The 17,886-nt window shown below is 62.8% G+C and carries 18 protein-coding genes, 1 tRNA gene and 2 pseudogenes; 12 read left to right on the plus strand and 9 right to left on the minus strand.

Translation table 11 applies throughout. From position 1 onward, the window contains the following. Nucleotides 1-131, plus strand: a pseudogene (locus FZI91_RS21865) (WXG100 family type VII secretion target); the annotation flags it as partial. A gap of 64 nt (nucleotides 132-195) precedes the next feature. Next, nucleotides 196-420 (plus strand): heavy-metal-associated domain-containing protein, encoded by a 225-nt coding sequence (locus FZI91_RS21870; protein WP_155941227.1) that lies wholly within the window; start codon nucleotides 196-198, stop codon nucleotides 418-420. Nucleotides 421-446: 26 nt separating this feature from the next. Here FZI91_RS21870 and FZI91_RS21875 read toward each other — a convergent pair whose 3' ends face one another. Then, nucleotides 447-1,253: a class I SAM-dependent methyltransferase gene (locus FZI91_RS21875; protein WP_155941228.1), complete on the minus strand. Its 807-nt coding sequence runs from the start codon at nucleotides 1,251-1,253 to the stop codon at nucleotides 447-449. 166 nt (nucleotides 1,254-1,419) lie between these two features. Between FZI91_RS21875 and FZI91_RS21880 the strand changes: the two genes are divergently transcribed. From FZI91_RS21880 to FZI91_RS21900, 5 genes are all read left to right on the plus strand, one after another. Next, nucleotides 1,420-2,838: a PPE domain-containing protein gene (locus FZI91_RS21880; RefSeq protein WP_155941229.1), complete on the plus strand. Its 1,419-nt coding sequence runs from the start codon at nucleotides 1,420-1,422 to the stop codon at nucleotides 2,836-2,838. A 149-nt stretch (nucleotides 2,839-2,987) separates the two neighbouring features. After that, nucleotides 2,988-4,025: a pyridine nucleotide-disulfide oxidoreductase gene (locus tag FZI91_RS21885; protein ID WP_162525503.1), complete on the plus strand. Its 1,038-nt coding sequence runs from the start codon at nucleotides 2,988-2,990 to the stop codon at nucleotides 4,023-4,025. Continuing rightward, complete coding sequence (locus FZI91_RS21890) at nucleotides 4,022-4,369, plus strand: YidH family protein (RefSeq protein ID WP_155941231.1); 348 nt, start codon at nucleotides 4,022-4,024, stop codon at nucleotides 4,367-4,369. Before FZI91_RS21885 ends, FZI91_RS21890 begins: the two co-directional genes overlap by 4 nt. A gap of 62 nt (nucleotides 4,370-4,431) precedes the next feature. After that, a tRNA-Thr gene (locus tag FZI91_RS21895) sits at nucleotides 4,432-4,506 on the plus strand. 44 nt (nucleotides 4,507-4,550) lie between these two features. Continuing rightward, a complete protein-coding gene (locus FZI91_RS21900) occupies nucleotides 4,551-4,955 on the plus strand; it encodes an HNH endonuclease (RefSeq protein WP_155941232.1) in 405 nt (134 codons plus the stop codon). A 42-nt stretch (nucleotides 4,956-4,997) separates the two neighbouring features. Here the strand turns inward: FZI91_RS21900 and FZI91_RS21905 are convergent, their stop codons facing one another. Continuing rightward, on the minus strand, nucleotides 4,998-5,771 hold the full coding sequence (locus FZI91_RS21905; protein WP_155941233.1) for a hypothetical protein: 774 nt from the start codon (nucleotides 5,769-5,771) through the stop codon (nucleotides 4,998-5,000). A gap of 138 nt (nucleotides 5,772-5,909) precedes the next feature. On the opposite strand from FZI91_RS21905, the gene FZI91_RS21910 reads away from it, so the two are divergent. Together FZI91_RS21910 and FZI91_RS21915 are read left to right on the plus strand one after the other, a co-directional pair. After that, on the plus strand, nucleotides 5,910-6,653 hold the full coding sequence (locus FZI91_RS21910) for a response regulator transcription factor (protein WP_162525552.1): 744 nt from the start codon (nucleotides 5,910-5,912) through the stop codon (nucleotides 6,651-6,653). Further along, a complete protein-coding gene (locus tag FZI91_RS21915) occupies nucleotides 6,653-8,143 on the plus strand; it encodes a sensor histidine kinase (protein ID WP_375234331.1) in 1,491 nt (496 codons plus the stop codon). Before FZI91_RS21910 ends, FZI91_RS21915 begins: the two co-directional genes overlap by 1 nt. Here FZI91_RS21915 and FZI91_RS21920 read toward each other — a convergent pair. Together FZI91_RS21920 and FZI91_RS21925 are read right to left on the minus strand one after the other, a co-directional pair. After that, nucleotides 8,115-8,519 (minus strand): HIT family protein, encoded by a 405-nt coding sequence (locus tag FZI91_RS21920; protein WP_155941234.1) that lies wholly within the window; start codon nucleotides 8,517-8,519, stop codon nucleotides 8,115-8,117. The two genes, FZI91_RS21915 and FZI91_RS21920, sit on opposite strands and share 29 nt — an antisense overlap. 10 nt (nucleotides 8,520-8,529) lie before the next feature. Next, the gene (locus tag FZI91_RS21925; RefSeq protein ID WP_155941235.1) at nucleotides 8,530-9,501 is read right to left on the minus strand and encodes an EamA family transporter; all 972 of its coding nucleotides are present in this window, start codon (nucleotides 9,499-9,501) and stop codon (nucleotides 8,530-8,532) included. A 72-nt stretch (nucleotides 9,502-9,573) separates the two neighbouring features. On the opposite strand from FZI91_RS21925, the gene FZI91_RS21930 reads away from it, so the two are divergent. Then, nucleotides 9,574-10,467, plus strand: coding sequence for a LysR family transcriptional regulator (locus FZI91_RS21930; protein ID WP_155941236.1), 894 nt, complete (start codon nucleotides 9,574-9,576; stop codon nucleotides 10,465-10,467). A gap of 10 nt (nucleotides 10,468-10,477) precedes the next feature. Here the strand turns inward: FZI91_RS21930 and FZI91_RS21935 are convergent. The 3 genes and pseudogenes from FZI91_RS21935 to FZI91_RS21945 all read right to left on the minus strand — a co-directional run. Then, nucleotides 10,478-10,866: pseudogene (locus FZI91_RS21935) on the minus strand (alpha/beta hydrolase); the annotation flags it as partial. Between the two features lie 106 nt (nucleotides 10,867-10,972). Beyond that, a complete protein-coding gene (locus FZI91_RS21940; RefSeq protein WP_155941237.1) occupies nucleotides 10,973-12,220 on the minus strand; it encodes an oxygenase MpaB family protein in 1,248 nt (415 codons plus the stop codon). Nucleotides 12,221-12,618: 398 nt separating this feature from the next. Then, entirely contained in the window at nucleotides 12,619-13,422 is an 804-nt protein-coding gene (locus FZI91_RS21945; protein ID WP_155941238.1) for an enoyl-CoA hydratase/isomerase family protein, read from the minus strand. A gap of 102 nt (nucleotides 13,423-13,524) precedes the next feature. Between FZI91_RS21945 and FZI91_RS21950 the strand changes: the two genes are divergently transcribed. Next, nucleotides 13,525-14,442 carry a helix-turn-helix domain-containing protein gene (locus tag FZI91_RS21950; RefSeq protein ID WP_155941239.1) on the plus strand — a complete coding sequence of 306 codons (918 nt, stop codon included), beginning with the start codon at nucleotides 13,525-13,527 and terminating at the stop codon, nucleotides 14,440-14,442. 36 nt (nucleotides 14,443-14,478) lie between these two features. Here the strand turns inward: FZI91_RS21950 and FZI91_RS21955 are convergent, their stop codons facing one another. Both FZI91_RS21955 and FZI91_RS21960 read right to left on the minus strand, forming a co-directional pair. Next, nucleotides 14,479-15,324, minus strand: coding sequence for an alpha/beta fold hydrolase (locus FZI91_RS21955; protein ID WP_155941240.1), 846 nt, complete (start codon nucleotides 15,322-15,324; stop codon nucleotides 14,479-14,481). Further along, nucleotides 15,321-17,162, minus strand: coding sequence for an amidohydrolase family protein (locus FZI91_RS21960; protein ID WP_155941241.1), 1,842 nt, complete (start codon nucleotides 17,160-17,162; stop codon nucleotides 15,321-15,323). Before FZI91_RS21960 ends, FZI91_RS21955 begins: the two co-directional genes overlap by 4 nt. 121 nt (nucleotides 17,163-17,283) lie before the next feature. Between FZI91_RS21960 and FZI91_RS21965 the strand changes: the two genes are divergently transcribed. Beyond that, nucleotides 17,284-17,880 (plus strand): TetR/AcrR family transcriptional regulator, encoded by a 597-nt coding sequence (locus tag FZI91_RS21965; RefSeq protein WP_162525504.1) that lies wholly within the window; start codon nucleotides 17,284-17,286, stop codon nucleotides 17,878-17,880. Nucleotides 17,881-17,886: the final 6 nt, after the last annotated feature.

Below are 17,886 nucleotides of genomic sequence, written 5' to 3' on the forward strand. Positions count from 1 at the left end.
GGCAGGCGCAGTGGAACACCGCGATGGAAGAGCTCGTCCGCGCCTACCGCGCCATGGGTGCCACTCACGAGACCAACACACTCTCGATGAATGCCCGCGACATGGCCGAAGGAGCCAAGTGGGGCGCGTAAGCACCCACGGAACCTTGGTTCCTGATAATCCGTTGTGAGTAACTACTTCAGAAGGAAACACACTATGTCTGAGCAGACCTTCGCCATCAGTGGAATGCACTGCAAGTCCTGCGTCATGGGGGTGACCGAAGCCCTGACCGCGCTCGATCCGGTGCATGAGGTGTCCATCGATCTGGATCCTCAGGGGGCGTCGATGGTGCGCGTCGTATCCGATAGCGCGCTGTCGGTGCAGGAGGTTCAGGAGATACTGGTCCGGGCGGGCGGAGACTTCGCCGTCGCTGCCGGGTAGCACTTCCGGGCGGAAGTGCCAGTATCTCAGCCGAACTCGACGACGGTATGCGGCGCGCGCAGCCGATCGAGGCCGGGTAGCGCATACAGCAGTGGGCCGGCCCAGCGCAGTAGCGGGCCACGCCCGGGCGGCATCCGTAGCTCGCGAACGCTGCGGATGCCGGGGATGGCGCGGAGCTCGTCGTACTGGTTGGCGGTGAACGAGAACGGCATTGGCGGCACGATGTAGTGCTCGCTGAGCTTCATGCCGCGCTGTGAATGGTTGCTCAAGAACCGCGGTATGGAGTCAAAGACCAGCCGCCCACTGGGAAATCTTCTGGCGCAGGACGCAATCAGGTCGAGAACCAGATCGCGTTCCAGGTACTGGAACAGACCCTCGGCGGTGATCAACACCCCGTTGGTGTCATCAACCCTGTCCATCCAGGAATGGTCGAGGGCGGACTGGGCGCAGTAGTGCAGCCGGTCCGAGGGCGGAAGCAACTGCTGGCGCAGGCGCACAATGGGATCGAGGTCCACCGACAGCCACGTCAGCTCGCCGTTGTCGATGCGCCAGAAGCTGGTCTGTAGTCCCTCTGCCAGGGCCACCACCGTGGAGCGCGGGTAGGTGCTCAGGTATTCGCGTGATGCATCGTCGAATATCAAGGCCCGCAAGGCAGTAGCTTGATGTGTTCGACCGAAGCGTAGATAGTCGTAGTCGAGGCTGCCGTGCAAGGTGATTGCCATCGGATCATCGATAATGCCGTCACGTCGCGCCGCCTCGGTCGCGCGCTGATGCAATGTGAGAAGCGCGGTTTCGGATACCCCGCCGAGGTGGCGAGCATCGATGACTGGCATGAACCGACTGTACGGTACGGCTGCATGACGTGGGAATTCCTGGCGCGCAACGGTAAATGTGATTTCGGACGCTGATTCTGATCGCGCGGGAACTATCCGCCCAGCAGTCCGACTACTCCTACGGTGACGCGAAACGGCTTGCGTCCATTCTTCAGGGAGGCGGCGCATGTCTGCACCGATTTGGATGGCTGCGCCTCCCGAAGTGCATTCGGCGCTGTTGAGTTCGGGCCCGGGTCCTGGACCGCTGCTTGCCGCTGCTGCGCAATGGCAAGAACTCGCACACCAACATGCGCTGGCGGCGGTGGAGTTGATCCAGGTGTTGGCGGGGGTTCAGGCAAGCAGTTGGCAGGGGCCCAGCTCATCTGAGTACGTGGCAGCTCACGGACCGTACCTCGCTTGGCTGGAGCAATCCGCTGTCGAGAACACGGCCCTTGCCACGCAACATGAAACGACCGCCGCTGCGTATTCGAGTGCTTTGGCGGCTATGCCGACGTTGGCGGAGTTGGCCGCCAACCACGCCGCTCATGGGGCGCTTATCGGCACGAATTTCTTTGGTATCAACACCATTCCCATCGCGCTGAACGAAGCGGACTATGTGCGGATGTGGGTGCAGGCTGCCGCCACCATGGGCTTCTACCAAGCCGCGAGCGACACGGCGACCTCGGCGATACCGCCTACTCAACCGGCACCACAGATCCTTGGACCCGGAGGTGAAGCCCGTAGCGGCCAATCAGATATCCCGGGTTCGCCGGACCAGATCACGCAAATGCTGCAGGGTTTCCAACAGTGGTTCGAGAAGCTGGGCTTCAATCCGGCGACCTCGGCTGTCCTGGCGGTCATCATGCTGTTCCTCTACGACCTTCTCTGGTACCCGTACTACGCCTCATACCTTTTGCCTTTCCTCATCCCTGCCCTGAGTGGGTTGGCAGGCCTGGCGGCCCTGCTCAACCTGCGGCCCCCGGTCGCGGCGGTCTCCGCTCCGGTGCCCGCGCCGTCGGGAGACCGACCGTTGCCACGTCAGGCCCACCACGTGGAGCCGAACCTGGCCGTCGGGCTGGGCCCCGCCCTGGCTTCCACTCCCACTGGCGGCTCGTCGTCGGCCACGCCGGTATCGGGAGCACCGGCCTCGAACACGGCCGGCACTCCGGCGCCGGCCGCCGGAATCAGTTACGCCATACCCGGGTTGGTGCCGCCCGGGGTGAGTTTTGGCCCGAAGAGCACCAAGAAATCATCGGGCGTCGCAGTCGATACGGTCGACGCGAGTGTCGCCTCAAGTGCTGTCGCCGTCGCCAGAGCCCGACGACGACAGCGCAGCAAGAGCAAGGCTCGAGCCGATGGTCGGCGCTATGAATTCCTCAAAGAGACAATGGATATGGGCACGACAGGCGAAGCGTCCACCGGTGCTGATATCGCTGATCGGGCCGGGACGGGTCGGGGCGCCGGTCCTCTCGGTTTCGCCGGCACCGCCCCGGTCGCGGTAGGCGCGGATACCGCGCGGACACTCCGTCTCTCCTCGGGCGACACGCAGCAGGTGGTTCCGATGCTTCCGAGCACCTGGGACGCCAACGGTACCGAACGGACTTAGCTCTCCTACCTGGGTTTATAAGCCACGCTTTGGACCTACTTCTCGATTCGTCACTACTCAGAACCGCTACGACGTCGAACAATCGATGGCAGGCGCCGGTACCAATGCCGGTGATGTTCTTGGTTTTTCCTCGTAAGGAGGGCGGAAGAGTGAGTGAGTACGGGTGGACAGTGGTCGGTGCGGGTCCCGCAGGAATCGCGGCGGTGGGAAAGCTCCTGGACCACGGCGTGCCGCCCGCTTCTATCGCGTGGATCGACCCGGATTTCACCGCTGGTGATCTTGGCGCGAAATGGCGTGCGGTGCCGAGCAATACATCGGTGAAGCTGTTTATCAGTTACCTGACGGGTGCGGCATCCTTCCGTTTCGGCCGTGCACCGCATTTCGCGCTGAACGATCTCGCGCCCACGGACACCTGTCTTCTTGGGGACGTGGCCGACCCGCTGGTCTGGATCACCGGGCAGCTCTGTACGCAGGTGAATGCATTGCGGACTACCGCGACCGGACTTTCGCTGCAGGGCGGTAGGTGGACTGTGCAGTCGGAACTGGGTGACATCACGTCGAAGAATGTGATCCTGGCGGTCGGATCGGTACCCAAGACACTCGACTATCCCTGGTTGAACGAGGTCCCGATCGAGGCCGCGCTCAATCCTGAAAAGCTCGCGCAACAGCCGTTGGAGGGCGCCACGGTGGCCGTGTTCGGCGCGTCGCATTCAAGCATGATCGCGTTGCCGAACCTGCTCGCCGGCTCCGCAGCCAAGGTGATCAACTTCTATCGCGGCCCGCTGCGCTACGCGGTGGATATGGGGGATTGGACGCTCTTCGGCGACACCGGTCTAAAGGGTGAGGCCGCGCGGTGGGCGCGAGAGAACATCGACGGAGTGCTGCCGGATCGGCTCGAAAGGTGTTCGGTCGACAGCCCCGAGTTCCCCGAGACGCTCCAGGGCTGTGACTATGCCGTGTACACCGTCGGGTTTAACCCCAGGGAGCTCCCCGCCACCCCGCAGTGGGGCCACCTGGAGTGCAATGCGTCCAACGGAATCATCGCGCCCGGTCTCTTCGGGGTCGGAATTGCCTTTCCGGAGTATCGGATTGATCCAATGGGCTTCGGTGAGCACCGCGTGGGGCTACAGAAGTTCATGGACCGCCTGAACAAGGTAGTGCCGCTGTGGCTGAAGTACGGATCATGACGACCGGCGCATCGGTAGAGGCTGAACCCGACTACCGATTCACCCTCGCCAATGAACGGACCTATCTGGCCTGGGTGCGTACCTCGCTGGCGCTGATCGCCAGCGGCGTCGCGCTAATGCAGTTTGTTCCGGAGTTTTGGATTCCCGGTGCCCGACATGCGGTGAGCATCGTGTTGGTGACGACGGGTGGTCTGCTGGCTATGGCGGCCGAACGACGGCGTCGCCGGGTGCAGGATGCGATGCGCCGCGATGACGCACTTCCGCCGAGCCACATGCCGACGCTGCTCAGTGGGCTGCTGCTGGGGATGGTCGTGCTATTGGTGGCGCTGCTCGTTAAGGGCTAGTGGGTGTGGTGGTCTGCGAACATGTCGTCGATGCTGACCGCTAAGCTGTACGACGTTCCAGCGCCTCCTTAGCTCAGTGGTAGAGCAACATACTTGTAATATGTAGGTCATCGGTTCAATCCCGATAGGGGGCTCCACACGGCATCCGAGTTTGTCGGTGCCTGCCCGTAGTTTCACGCCCATGAGACTCTGTCTTGGCTGCGGTGCACCACTTTCCAAGCGCAGCCAGAAGATCTATTGCGGCAATGGCTGCCAGTCGGTGGTCCGACGAGCCGCAAGCATTAAACTCTGGCTCGAATCGGGCGAGGCGTGGGTCGACAGTCGGCGGGGACACTACATCCGCGCGTTTCTCGCCGAGGCTCAATCGGGCCGCTGTGCAATCTGCGGCGGAGCGAGCACCTGGCAAGACCTCCCACTCGCTCTGGTCTTGGACCACATCGACGGAAATCCGACCAACAATTGTCGAGAGAATCTGCGACTCATCTGCCCGAATTGCGACTCACAACTGCCGACCTACAAGAGCCGCAATCGCGGCAATGGCCGCAGCTTCCGCCGGCAGCGCTACGCCGAGGGCAAGTCGTACTAGCGAGCCCGCTTAGTCGGACTCACCTGCGGTGTTTGATTCTCTTCACGCAAGCGGCTCGTCGCCGGCCGGTTCTCTTCGCGCAAGCGGCTCATCGATTACCCGCTCGGACTGCACCGGTCGCGGGGAACTCGTCGGCCGCGCGGGTCGTCTTCGGGGCAGGAACCCGCCGAGCGGGCTGATCACCGAGCTGAGCGCCGAGACGGTGTCGGTGAGCAACTCGATGGTGGGAGTCAGCGCGTCGATACTCGGCGCCGCCTTCGTCAGCACCTCGGACAGGTTGGCCAGCTGCTGCAGCGGTCCATCCTTCGCGGTGAACTTGTCGAGGACGCCCTCTTCACGCATCAGCCGTTCGAGAATCCCGTCCTCGGCGAGTAGCTGGTCGACCAGGCCACCCGGTGACAACGCTCGGTCAAGGGCGCCGTCCTGGGAGGTCAGTCGGTCGACGGGTCCGTCCTTGGCGAAGAGCCTGTCGAGCACACCCCCGGGTTCGGTGAGCCTGTCGGCAAGTCCGCCGGGCGCCATGATGCGCTCCACCGGCCCGCCCGGTCGCAGCGCCCTGCCGATCGGTTTGTCCTCCTCCATCAGTTCGGCGACCTTCATCGCCGACTGCAGGGGACTCTTGCGGCCGACCATCCCCAGCAGGGATTCGGCGGCGCCCACCAGCCCCGCTCCGGGGGAGTCGGCCGGTTGTCCGTCGGGAAGTTCGGCGAGGAGCTCACGGCCGGTTTCGATGGCCTTGGACGCCACCGCCAGCCCGGTGTCGGCAACCGCCAGCGACACCCTCAGCGGCGCGGTGAGCAGCGACACCAGCTTCATGGCAACAACTGTAAGGCCCAAAAGGATCGAGCGGAGTCACGCGGTTGGCTGACAATCTGCTGTGAGGAATTCACAGGAACCTCACAGTGAAGATACAGCGCACCGTAAATTTTGGGGGGAAGATTGGCAGCGGTGAGCATCACAACGGGCACAGCAGAGACGCGTTCGGAAACCTTCTCGGCCAACGGCACCACTCCGGCCAAGGTGCTGGTGGTCGATGATGAGTCGAACATCGTCGAACTGCTGTCGGTGAGTCTCAAATTCCAGGGTTTTGACGTCTACACCGCCGACAGCGGTGCCGCGGCCCTGGATCTTGCTCGCACCGTTCGTCCCGATGCGGTGATCCTCGACGTCATGATGCCCGGGATGGACGGCTTCGGCGTCCTGCGTCGCCTGCGGGCGGACGGGATCGATGCCCCGACGCTGTTCCTCACCGCACGTGACGGGCTGCAGGACAAGATTGCCGGATTGACATTGGGCGCCGACGATTACGTGACCAAGCCGTTCAGCCTGGAAGAGGTCGTCGCGCGGCTGCGGGTGATCCTGCGACGCTCCGGGATGGGCTCGGAGCCGGCGCGCAAGTCGCGGCTCAGCTTCGCCGACATCGAGCTCGACGAAGACACCCACGAGGTGTGGAAGTCCGGTGAGCCGGTTGCGCTTTCACCCACCGAATTCACGCTGCTGCGGTACTTCATGATCAATGCGGGCACCGTGCTTAGTAAGCCCAAGATCCTCGACCACGTCTGGCGTTACGACTTTGGTGGTGACGTGAACGTCGTCGAGTCGTATGTCTCGTATCTGCGCCGCAAAATCGACAACGGCGAGAAGCGCTTATTGCATACGCTTCGCGGCGTGGGATACGTATTGCGCGAGCCGCGCTAGTGACGGTTCCCGGCGTTCGTCGGGGTGTACCGCTGCGGGTGAGCCTCGTGGTCGGAACCTTGGTCCTGGTCGCCTTGGGATTGGTGGCATCGGGCATCGCGGTGACCACCACGATGCAGCGCACCATGATGAACCGTGCGGATCGTGAGCTGATTGATGCGGCCAACGGGTGGGCGAACCGGCCGCCTCCTCCGCCCCCGGCCTTCGACAACAATCGTCATCGGCCGCCGTCGTTGTTCTTCATCCGGACCACCGACAGCCACAACCAGGTTCGGGTCATGCTCAACGATCGCGCCCGGGCCGACCCGGCTCTGCCTCTCGACAACGACGTGGGTGGCCGGCCGGTGACGGTGCGGTCCGAGGACGGCTCCGGCACCGAGTGGCGTGCGGTGTCACGGCACGACGCGATGGGCGGCTACACCACCGTCGCACGCGATATCACCGATGTCCGCACCACCGTCCGAGATCTGTTGTGGTTGCAGGTCGCCATCGGCGCCGCGGTGTTGACGGTGCTCGGTATCGCCGGATATTGGTTGGTGCACCGCAGCTTGCGGCCTCTGGGTGAAGTAGAGGCGACGGCCGCCGATATCGCCGCGGGGCACCTCGATCGCCGGGTTCCTGAACGCGACCCACGCACCGAAGTGGGTCGATTGTCCTTGGCGCTCAACGGAATGCTGGCGCAGATCCAGCGTGCGGTGGCCGATTCGGAGAAGTCCGCGAAGACCGCGCGCACCTCCGAAGAGCGCATGCGCCGGTTCATCACGGATGCCAGCCACGAGCTGCGTACCCCGTTGACCACCATCCGTGGCTATGCCGAGCTGTACCGGCAGGGCGCGGCCACCGACACCGAGCTGGTGTTGGGCCGAATCGAAGGGGAGTCGACCCGCATGGGTCAGCTCGTCGAGGACCTGCTGCTGCTGGCCCGGCTGGATGCACACCGGCCCATGGAGCAGCGGCTCGTCGACCTGTTGGTGCTGGCCACCGATGCCGTGCACGACGCGAAGGCCACTGCGCCCGACCGTGAGGTGGAGCTGGAAGTCTTCGACGGCCCCGGCACCCCGGAGGTCATCGGCGACGAGTTGCGGTTGCGGCAGGTGCTCGGCAACCTGGTGAGCAACGCGCTCGGACACACCTCCGCGGCCGTGCGGGTCAGGGTGGGCACCGAGGGCGACGACGCCATTCTGGAAGTCATCGATGCCGGGCCGGGAATGACGAAGACCGATGCCGAACGCGTCTTCGAGCGGTTCTATCGTGCCGACACCTCGCGCACCCGCAGCAGCGGCGGCACGGGTCTGGGGCTGTCGATCGTCGATGCCCTCACCGCCGCACACGACGGAACCGTCACCGTGCACACCGCCCCCGGCGAGGGCTGCCGATTCGAGGTGCGACTGCCGCGCGCCGATATGACGGACGACGAACCAGAGCCCGATCTCGATGTGTCGGCGCCAAAGATCGTGCGCGCTAGCCGATCTGAGCCAGTGCAGCCTTGATCTTGGCCTGTGCCTCGTCGAGGGATTCGGCCGAGGCGTTGGGGTCGGCGTTCTCGAAACTGAAATCGGTCAGCTGGTAGCCAGGGAAGACGTGTACGTGTAGATGTGGCACCTCCATGCCCGCAATGATGTAGCCGGCCCGCGGCGCGTTGAAGGCCGTGCGGATAGCGCGGCCGACGCGCTGCGCCACGAGGTTGACCTTCGCGAAGACGGCCGCGTCGATGTCCTGCCACTGGTCGATTTCGGCTCGCGGTACCACCAGGGTGTGTCCCTGGGTGATCGGCGCGATGGTCAGGAACGCGACGACCTCGTCGTCCTCGTAGACGAATCGGCCGGGAAGTTCTCCATTGATGATCTTCGTGAACACACTGGACATGTCCACCAGGTTAGTGGCCCGCACGTGCGGTGCCCGCCGCGGACATTTCGCACGGGAGGTCCTGGGCGCTGTCGCAGCTCGCCACCCGGACAACGGACCTTGCTGTCATTCCGATCAGGCAGCCGGTGATCACCACTGCCGCCCCCGCGAGTTCGAGCGGCGTCGGTCGCTCGCCGAGCGCCAGCCACGACGTGGTGATACCGACCACCGGGACCAGCAGCGAGAACGGCGCGACGCGGCTCGCCGGGTACTGGCCCATCAGATATGTCCATAGGCCCAGGCCGACGATGGTGGCCAGCACCACGATGTAGGCCAGGGCGCCGAGAGCGATGAGCCCGCTGCGTTCGCCGATCGAGGTCAGCGCGCGCCAGCCCGCGGCCGGCCCTTCGGTCAGCGCGGACAGCGCGAACAGCGGGAGGGGTGGCACCACCGACATCCACAGTGTGAGCCGTAGCGGCGTGCGTGGATCGATGTTGTCCGCCATGGCTTTTCGGCTTGCGATGTTGCCGAAGGCCCAGCCCAGTGCCCCCAGCAGCGTAAGGATTACCGGGATCACCGCGGCCGATGCGCCGTGTGCCGCACGGTCTGTCGCGATGAGGGTCATACCCGCCACGGCAAGCGCGATACCCGCGATCTGTCGTCGTGACATCCGCTCACCGAGCAGCAGCATGCCGAGGATCACCGTGAACGGGGCTGACGCCTGCAGCACCAGGGAGGCGAGACCCGTGGGCATTCCGTTCGCCATGGCCAGGAACAGGAAGGCGAACTGGACGGTTCCGAACCCGGCCCCGTAGAGCAGGAGCCATCGCATCGGCACTCGTGGCCAGGGCACGAAGAGGATCACCGGGACGGCCAGCACCGCAAAACGTAGCCCCGCGAAGAACAGCGGCGGGAAATGTTCCAGCCCAACGTGGATGGCCAGGAAGTTGACACCCCACAGCACGGCGACGGTCAGTCCGAGGAGGCGGTGCCGGGCTGTCATGCCGTCGATCCTGCGCATCGAATCGATTCAGCACAATCTAATTAATGTGCACTATTCATGTAGATTTTCTTCATGGATGTGCGCCGCCTGCGGATTCTCCGCGAATTTGCGGACCGGGGCACTGTCGGTGAAGTGGCTGATGCGATGAGTCTCACGCCCTCGGCGGTGTCGCAGCAGCTGAAGGTCCTCGCGCGCGAGGCAGGTGTGCCCCTGCTGCGTCACGAAGGGCGGGGTATCGCTCTCACGGACGCGGGTCGTGCGTTGGTCTTGCGTGCCGACGAGGTGATCGCCGCCGTCGATCGTGCGGCAGAGGAGATGGTGACGTACCGGGAGGGCATGCAACCCGTGGTGCGGGTGGCGTCCTTCCCGTCCGGTGCGGGGCTGCTGCTGCCGAGAGTTGTGGCAGCCGTTGCGGAGACGGTGGACGTCCGTCCGAGTGATGAAGATGTCACCTACAACGAGGCGCCCGGGCTGTTGGCCGAGTACGACATTGTCGTCACCCACCGCGACGAGCGGGCCGCTGCCTTGCGCTCGCCGCGGGTCTCGTCGATGACGCTGATGCGGGAACCCATTGATCTTTTGGTGCACAGGGATCATCGGCTGGCGGCGTGTGAATCGGTGACACCGGCCGAGCTGGCGGACGAAACGTGGATCAGTGTGCCCGAGGGCTTTCCGGTTGACGATGTTCTGGTGTCGCTCGGGGTATCTACCGGAATCCGCCCGCGAGTCAGGTTCCGGTTCAAGGATTTCCAGATCGTTGAGGACATGGTGGCGCATGGGCACGGCGTCGCACTGATGCCGCGGTACGTGAGCCGGAGCCCGCGGGTGGCGCGGCTGGTCATTCGCGAGGTGCGCGCCGCGCGGTTGTACGAGGTGCTGACCCGACCCGGCGCGCAGCACCGCGCGGCCATCGCCGCCACGATCCGTGGGCTGCAGGATGCGGCAGCGGTATTGGAGTCGGGGTAGCAGCGGACTAGGCGGCCCGTGTCACTGCCGAGTCTCCGTCACTCCAGATGAAGAGGGTGGGCACTTTGACGGCCGGGGCCGGTGACCGCAGTGAATAACGCATTGCGCGATACCAATTGACTGTCGCGGTGGTGGCGCCGGGTTCGTTGAACAACTCGCGGATGCGTTCGGCGAGACGGTCGGAGACCTTCATCCACGATTTGCCGAATTTCTTGAAAGCTTCCTTGTCGTTGAAGCTGAAGAGCCATTCGGGCAGTTTCGGGATTTGAAACAGGAGCATGTACCAGGAATGCAGAATCTGACCGCGCGGCATGGCATCCTGGAACGCGCGTGGCCACGCGGCACCCAGTCATGGGCCAACACATGGAATTTCGCAACATCGGCCCGGTCGATCTCGGCGCGCGGAACCACCAGGGTGTGGTTCTAGGGGATCGGCGCAATGGTCAGGAAGGCGATGATGTCGTCCTCCTTGCAGACGAACGGACCAGTGTGACCGTCAACTGTGTTAGCGCCGCAATTGCGTCACTGTGTCGTACTGGCCGGGGCTGCGTTGGGAGGCCCATTTTTGCCATCGCTCCCAGGAGCGGACAGCAGCTCGTTGCCACATACGGTCGACGGCTGGGCTGATACGCCGTGCGACTTCAAGAACCGTGATTAGTGGCGCGCGGACAAACAGGAGCGCCAGACCTGGCCATGGGGACGGCATCTCGTACCGATGACGCACATATAGCTGGGCGTAGCCAGCCTGTATGTACAGGTGCAGCTGCGCTCTCCAACGTTGCAGCCCCCTATGCTCTGGGCGCGGCCCGAAGGCGGGAGCAAAGGATTCGATGAGCTCGACTCCTGCTGCGCCCGAGTCATATGCGCGAGCCGCGTCGAAGAGATAGAGCATGCGGATGCCATCAGTAACCGTTATAGGGAAGATCTCCGATTGCATTCCAAGGAGATGACCGAGGTAGCGGTTGAAATGCATAGCCGCCCTGATCTCACGCGGTGTTGTGACGTATCCGAGCAGAAAGAGGCCCAGTCCGGACCCGACGCTTCCTCCGAGCAGCGGCAGCATCATCTCTGCCTGGCTGATCGGTAAGCCCCAACGTTTAGAATCCCACTCAGGGTGGTCGGACACACGGCGGCGGACGCTGACATGCATTACCCGAATCTGCATGGAGATAGTCCTGCCCCGCGAACCAGCGGTCAATGCTGCACCGGGGCGACATATCTCGATCCACCATCTGCTGGTCTCCAGATAACGATTCAGCGCAGATTGCCCAGCGTACCCGCCCGTTAGTGACAGCGGCACCGCCAAGGAGCCCTCGGTGTAGGTGTCCATGCCGAGGGCGTTACCGATGGCGCCGAGCGCGTAGCCCCAACGCCGCCATACTGCGGCACCTTGCTCGACAAGCGCGGGATCCACCCATTCCGGGACCTGCTCAAAGTCGTGGAAGAGCTCGCGCATTGACGCAGGCGCGTCGGGAATGCCATCGATGGAGGTCGCTAGCGCCAGATTCAACATATCTCTGGATCTCTGGGGCCCAAGTGATCCGAGGAACGTATCGTCAACGTATCTTTCAGCTACCGGGTCCCCGCTGTTGAGCAGTTGGGCAAACTTCGTTGCGACGTTCTCTGAAGGGAACAGATCGAAGCCGGACATCCGCTTCACGAACGATCGGACGCGAGCGTGGCCGCCGTCCCGACTGGCTGCCGGCCACTGGAAGGCTGTTGGGATCGTCACGATTCCTCCGTCCTTGGACATTTGTTGATTGTCGGTACTGTGTCGATGGCTAATTGGTATGGCGGGGTGCATGTTTAGGGCCGAAATCCTGTGCGATAGCCCTTCGAAGATGCTGGCGGGCCAAACTGCTGGACGTACTTGGAGCTCAATTCCATTGAGCAAGAGATGAACCTGGCCTTGATCTTTCCGGCTGGACGTTCGTATCGACAATGTGCCGATGCATGCCACGGCTCCACGTGGGGAAGCAGATGGTGAGGATCGAGCCGATGTCGTCCTCGTTCAAGAAGCGTTGTGTTGCAAGCCCGTTGAATGGGGAGAATGGAAACGTCCCACTCTAGAGTTGGGGCTTTGCGCGAAACCCATCGATGCCGCGTACCAATACGGCACAAACCTTGCGACGGCGAACGCCCCGCTGGCGTTCAGTCTTGCCAGAAGTTGGCGACGAGTTTTCGTCGTTGGTCACGAGTGTTCTTGTTCACGAAATCGGCGATGCCTACTCCCTCGAAGCCGCGCGAAGGCGCACCTTCAAAGATCATGCTGCTTGCGACATCAAGATCCGCTCCCTTGTCGAGAAAGTATTTTGTAACCTGCAAAGTGGCCTGATTTTTCGCGAGCAGGACTTCGACCAATGCATCTACCTCGAGGTCGAGGACCTCTGCTTCGCACAGACGATTGACAAGGTCGTGTCGCTCGGCCGTCTCGGCACTGAAGAGCGCACCAATAAGGTTCCATTCCTTGGCCTTTCGGCGTCCGGCGAACTTAGCAAGCTTGGCGGTGCCACCCCAGCCCGGGGTGATGTCCCAGTTGATCTCGGGCATACCCCACCGTGAACGCGTAGTTGCAATCACAAAATCGCTTGCGAGGGTTAGCTCAAGCCCACCGCCTGTGCAAATGCCGTCTACCGCCGAGATCGTGACGGGAATCAAATTGTCAATCAAATTGACGGTTTCCTGGTACATCCGGACTTGCCAGATGAAGTCGCCAGGCTGCCAATCGTTGAATTCCTTGACGTCGTCGCCTGCGCAAAAAGTGCCACCGGCGCCACGGAGAATCAGTACCCGGCACTCCCGATCGACGGCAACTTGCCTGACGGCGGCATTGAGCTCGGCCGACACCTCTCGATCAAGGGCGTTGTGACATTCCGGGCGATTCAACGTGATCGTGGTAACGGGCCCCTCTCGGCCGACGATCAGCTTGCCCGACGGCGATGGATGGTCCGACATCTCTTGCCTCCTCTGAACGAATGTTGTTCTGGCCGACTCTAAGCCGGAAAGTCTCGATACGCAAGAGACTTGTAAAATAAGACCAGATAAGATTCGACGGACATGGCGAACTCAGGGCAAGTCTCGGGCGTTCAGATTGACGCGATCTACCGGACCGCCGATACGGTCGGAGATGCCTGGTCATGGCTGGTCATGCGCGAAGCGCTCCTTTACGACGTTCGCCGCTTCTCGCAGTTTCAGACCAGACTCGGCGTCGCCCGTTCGACGCTGGTCTCACGCTTGAGGCAACTCATTTCCGGAGGCTTGCTCGCAGAAGAGCATGCTGCGCACGGGTCCGAGTATCACCCGACCGAGCAGGGGCAAGACTTCCTTGCCTGCCTGATGGTGGCCATGCGCTGGGGCGATCAGTGGTACTTCGACGAGCACGCGCGCCCAGTTCCGGCGATACACATAGGCTGCTGCCAGCCGCTCGAAGCTGTCCTACGCTGCCGGAAATGTAACGAAATAGTCTGTGCGCATGAAGTTTTGGCGCACAGGCCGGGCCCCTTTGGTGCTCCGTCGCGACGCGAACTACGGCGCCGCACGCCGGATCTGTCACTACTGGAACGCAACCGAACGTGTTCCATCGCTCGCACTCTGGGTATCACCGGTGACTATTGGACCAGCTTGATCATTCGCGAATCATTCTTTGGGACAAGGAGATTCGATGAGTTCCAAAAAAATCTCGCCATCGCTCCCAACATCCTGTCTGCCAGACTCCGCCGCCTGGTAGAACAGGGAATCCTGTCTACGATCCCTTATTGCGACTGGCCGATTCGCCACGAGTACCGGTTGACCGAGCGGGGGCTCGACCTGTACCAGGTGCCGCTCGCCATGCTCGCGTGGGGCCAACGATGGCTCCAGGCTGATGGCTCAGACATAAGCCTTACTCACACGACCTGCGGCAGCAAGCTCGAACCGGTCCTCAGCTGTAATCGGTGCTCTGCCAGCATCACCCGCAAGGATATCGAGCTCCATTAACAACTCGATAGAGCGGCCTGTCGGGGTAGCCGCGGACTACGCGGAGTGTTCCTGGATGTGCTCCAAAACCAAGGCCGCGGTCTCATCGGGGCGTTCCTCTGCGATCCAATGGGACACGCCTTCGAAGACCTCGAAACGGTAGGGCGCATCGACGTACTTGGGGTTGGCATCCGCGGCGGCCCGTGTCACTGCCGAGTCTCCGTCACTCCAGATGAAGAGGGTGGGCACTTTGACGGCCGGGGCCGGTGACCGCAGTGAATAACGCATTGCGCGATACCAATTGACTGTCGCGGTGGTGGCGCCGGGTTCGTTGAACAACTCGCGGATGCGTTCGGCGAGACGGTCGGAGACCTTCATCCACGATTTGCCGAATTTCTTGAAAGCTTCCTTGTCGTTGAAGCTGAAGAGCCATTCGGGCAGTTTCGGGATTTGAAACAGGAGCATGTACCAGGAATGCAGAATCTGACCGCGCGGCATGGCATCCCGGAACGCGCGAGGATGTGGAACCGACAAAACGGAAGCGGTGTGCACCCGGTCGCCGTGATTTCCTGCAACCTGCCAGGCCACCGCGGCACCCCAGTCATGGGCCAGCACATGGAATTTTGCAACATCGGCCTGGTCGGCGAGGGCGAGAACATCGCCAGCGAGCTTGTCCAGAGCGTAGTTTTTGACGCCGAGCGGACGGGCACCGGGCGAGTAGCCGCGCTGATCGGGTGCCAATACCCGGAACCCGGCGTCGGTCAGCTTCGGGATGATCTCTTCCCACATCGTCGAACGCTCCGGAAACCCGTGCAGCGCAACGATTACCGGCCCATCGAGCGGTCCCTCGTCGATGACGTCGAAAGTCAGCCCGTCATTGGCAAAGGTACTGATTCTGCTCATCGGGTGGCGAGCTTCGAGCCGGCTTTGAGGTACCGACCGGTCTGCAGGTCGTGTCCGTACCCCTCGATGAACTCGCCGAGACGGAACACCACCTTTCCGCTGACCGCGGTGGCCACGACGGTATCGTCGTTGCGGTTCACCATGCGCGACAGGTTGTCGAAGAACGGAGCCTGCGCCTCGTTGTAGGCGTCCACGGTGCCGTCCAGTTTCTCCGGATCGATGATGACGAAATCGGCGCGGTCGCCCTCACGCAGATGCCCGGCGTCCAATCCGAACCAGTCGGCCAGTTCGCCGGTGAGTCGATGCACGGTATGGCCCAGGGACAGGACTGGTTTCCCGGCCTTCTGCGCGTCGTTCATGCGCTTGAGGAAGCGCAGTGCGAAGTTGTAGAACGCCATATTGCGCAGGTGCGCACCGGCATCGGAGAAGCCCAATTGAAAGTTGGGGTCCTTGGCCATCTCGTCGAGCACCTTGGGGCGGTGGTTGCCGACGGTGGTGGTCCAGCGGACGTTCTTCTCGCCGTTCTCTACTAGCACGTCTAGGAACGCGTCGAGCGGCTCGATGCCGCGGTCGTCGCCGATCTGACCGAAGGTCTTGCCGATCAGCGAGGCATCGGGGCATTCGACGATGACGGCATCGTAGAAGTCCTTATGCCACAGGCCCGGCTTGTGCTTCTTCATGGCGAACTCGCGCCGGAACTTGCGGCGATAGTCCTTGTCGGCCATCAGTTTGTTGCGCTCCAGTTGTTCCTTGATGTGCAGCGCGGCGGTGCCGGCACCGAACTCCTCGAACACCGGCAGGTCGATGCCGTCGGAGTACAGCGTGAACGGGACGGGCAGGTGCTGGAACTTGACGTCGGACTTGAAGACCTTGTTGCCGATCCTGGCGGCGGCGCTGAAGAACACGTTCGCGCCCTTGATGCTCTTGGAGTCGGCCGCGACCAGCAAGCTGACGGGAACGGCCTTGCGGCGCTTGAAGAAACGGGTTCCCGTGGACAGGAAGAAGAGCACCGCGGTGAGCGGGTTATTGATGTTCGGGGCGCTCTGCAGGATGCGGTCGCGCTTGCGCAGCACGTTGATGAGGCGCCAGCGCTCATGCCACCAGGCGTAGGTGGATGGCAGCGCGCGTGAGCGGTAGCGGTCGCCGTCGAGCTTATCGATGGGGGCATCCATGCCGGACATGCCGAGCATCCCTGCATCGAGTGCCTTGTCGAGCATGTCGGCCATGCGGTCGAGTTCCTTGCGGGTGGGGAAGGACCAGTTGTTGGTGGCCCGGCCCAGTCCCATCACGGCGGTGCGCAGGTCCGAATGGCCAAGGAAGGACGTCACATTCGGGCCGAGCGGCAGGGCGTCGATCTTCTTGACGTAGCTTTCCGGGTCGGTCCAGTCCTGGAACTCGTTGAGGGCGCCGATCACATGCTTGCGCGGCACCGCTTCCACACGGCTGAACAGGTCGGCGGCGTCATCGGGCTTGGCATAGACGGTCGACATGGAACAGCAGCCCAGCACGATGGTGGTGACGCCGTGGCGCACCGACTCGTCGAGTCCGGGGTTGAGCAGCACCTCGGCGTCGTAGTGGGTATGCATATCGACGAACCCCGGCAGCACCCACTTGCCGCCGGCGTCGATCACCTCGGGGCAACCAGTCTCGTCCAGGGGTGCGGAGGAGGTGGCGGTGACTCGCCCGTCCTTGATGCCGAGGTTGGCAATGCGTGGTTCGGACTTGGTGCCGTCGAACCAGAGACCGTCGCGAATGATGAGGTCGTACTCGCTCGTGGATGAGCCGCTTGCGCGAAGACCGCTTGATGATGAGCCGCTTGCGCGAAGACCGTCTGACATGGGGGGCTGCCCTTCGTTGGGTGTTACAGCGAGTCTAAGAAAGATGGCAACCGATCACAATCTTTATCTGGCTGCCAGTGACCTGTGCCACATTCGTCCCGTGTTCCTCTAGTGTGCACCCGTGAGTCCCACTCAGGCAGAGCGTCGTGAATCGACGATCGCACGACTGCTCGATTCCGGTATCGACACCATTGCTGAGCTGGGATATTCACGTGCCTCCGTGCAGCGGATCGCCAAGCGTGCCGGGCTCTCGTATGGGGCGCTGTTCCGCCACTTTCCTACCGTCGGCGACTTCATGGCCGAGGTGGCGCGCGAGACATTGCGGCGCCAGTTGGCGACGGTGCGGGCCCAGTTCGACGAGGCGGGGGACCGTCTCGCCGAATTCGAGGACGTGATGGTCGTAATGCGGGCGCTCAAGGAGGAGCCCATCAATGCGGTTCTCTACGAACTCATGGTCGCCGCGCGCACGGACGAACAATTGCGGGCGACCTTGCAGGTGGCGGTCGCCGAGTATGGCGCCCAGATGGTGGGGCTGGCGCGATCGGTGCCGGGGACCGACCGCCTGTCCGAACCCGAGCTCATCACCCTGGTGTTCATGATCACCGACATGTTCGACGGTGAAGCGCTAGTGAAGACCCTGCGTCCCTATCCGGAGCTCGTCGCCGGCAGGGACGAGCTGCTGGCCAAGCTGTTGCGGGGATACCGCCCGGATGCATAGCCGGGT

Origin of the sequence: Mycobacteroides sp. CBMA 271 (assembly GCF_009729205.1) — a bacterium.
Taxonomy (GTDB): domain Bacteria; phylum Actinomycetota; class Actinomycetes; order Mycobacteriales; family Mycobacteriaceae; genus Mycobacterium.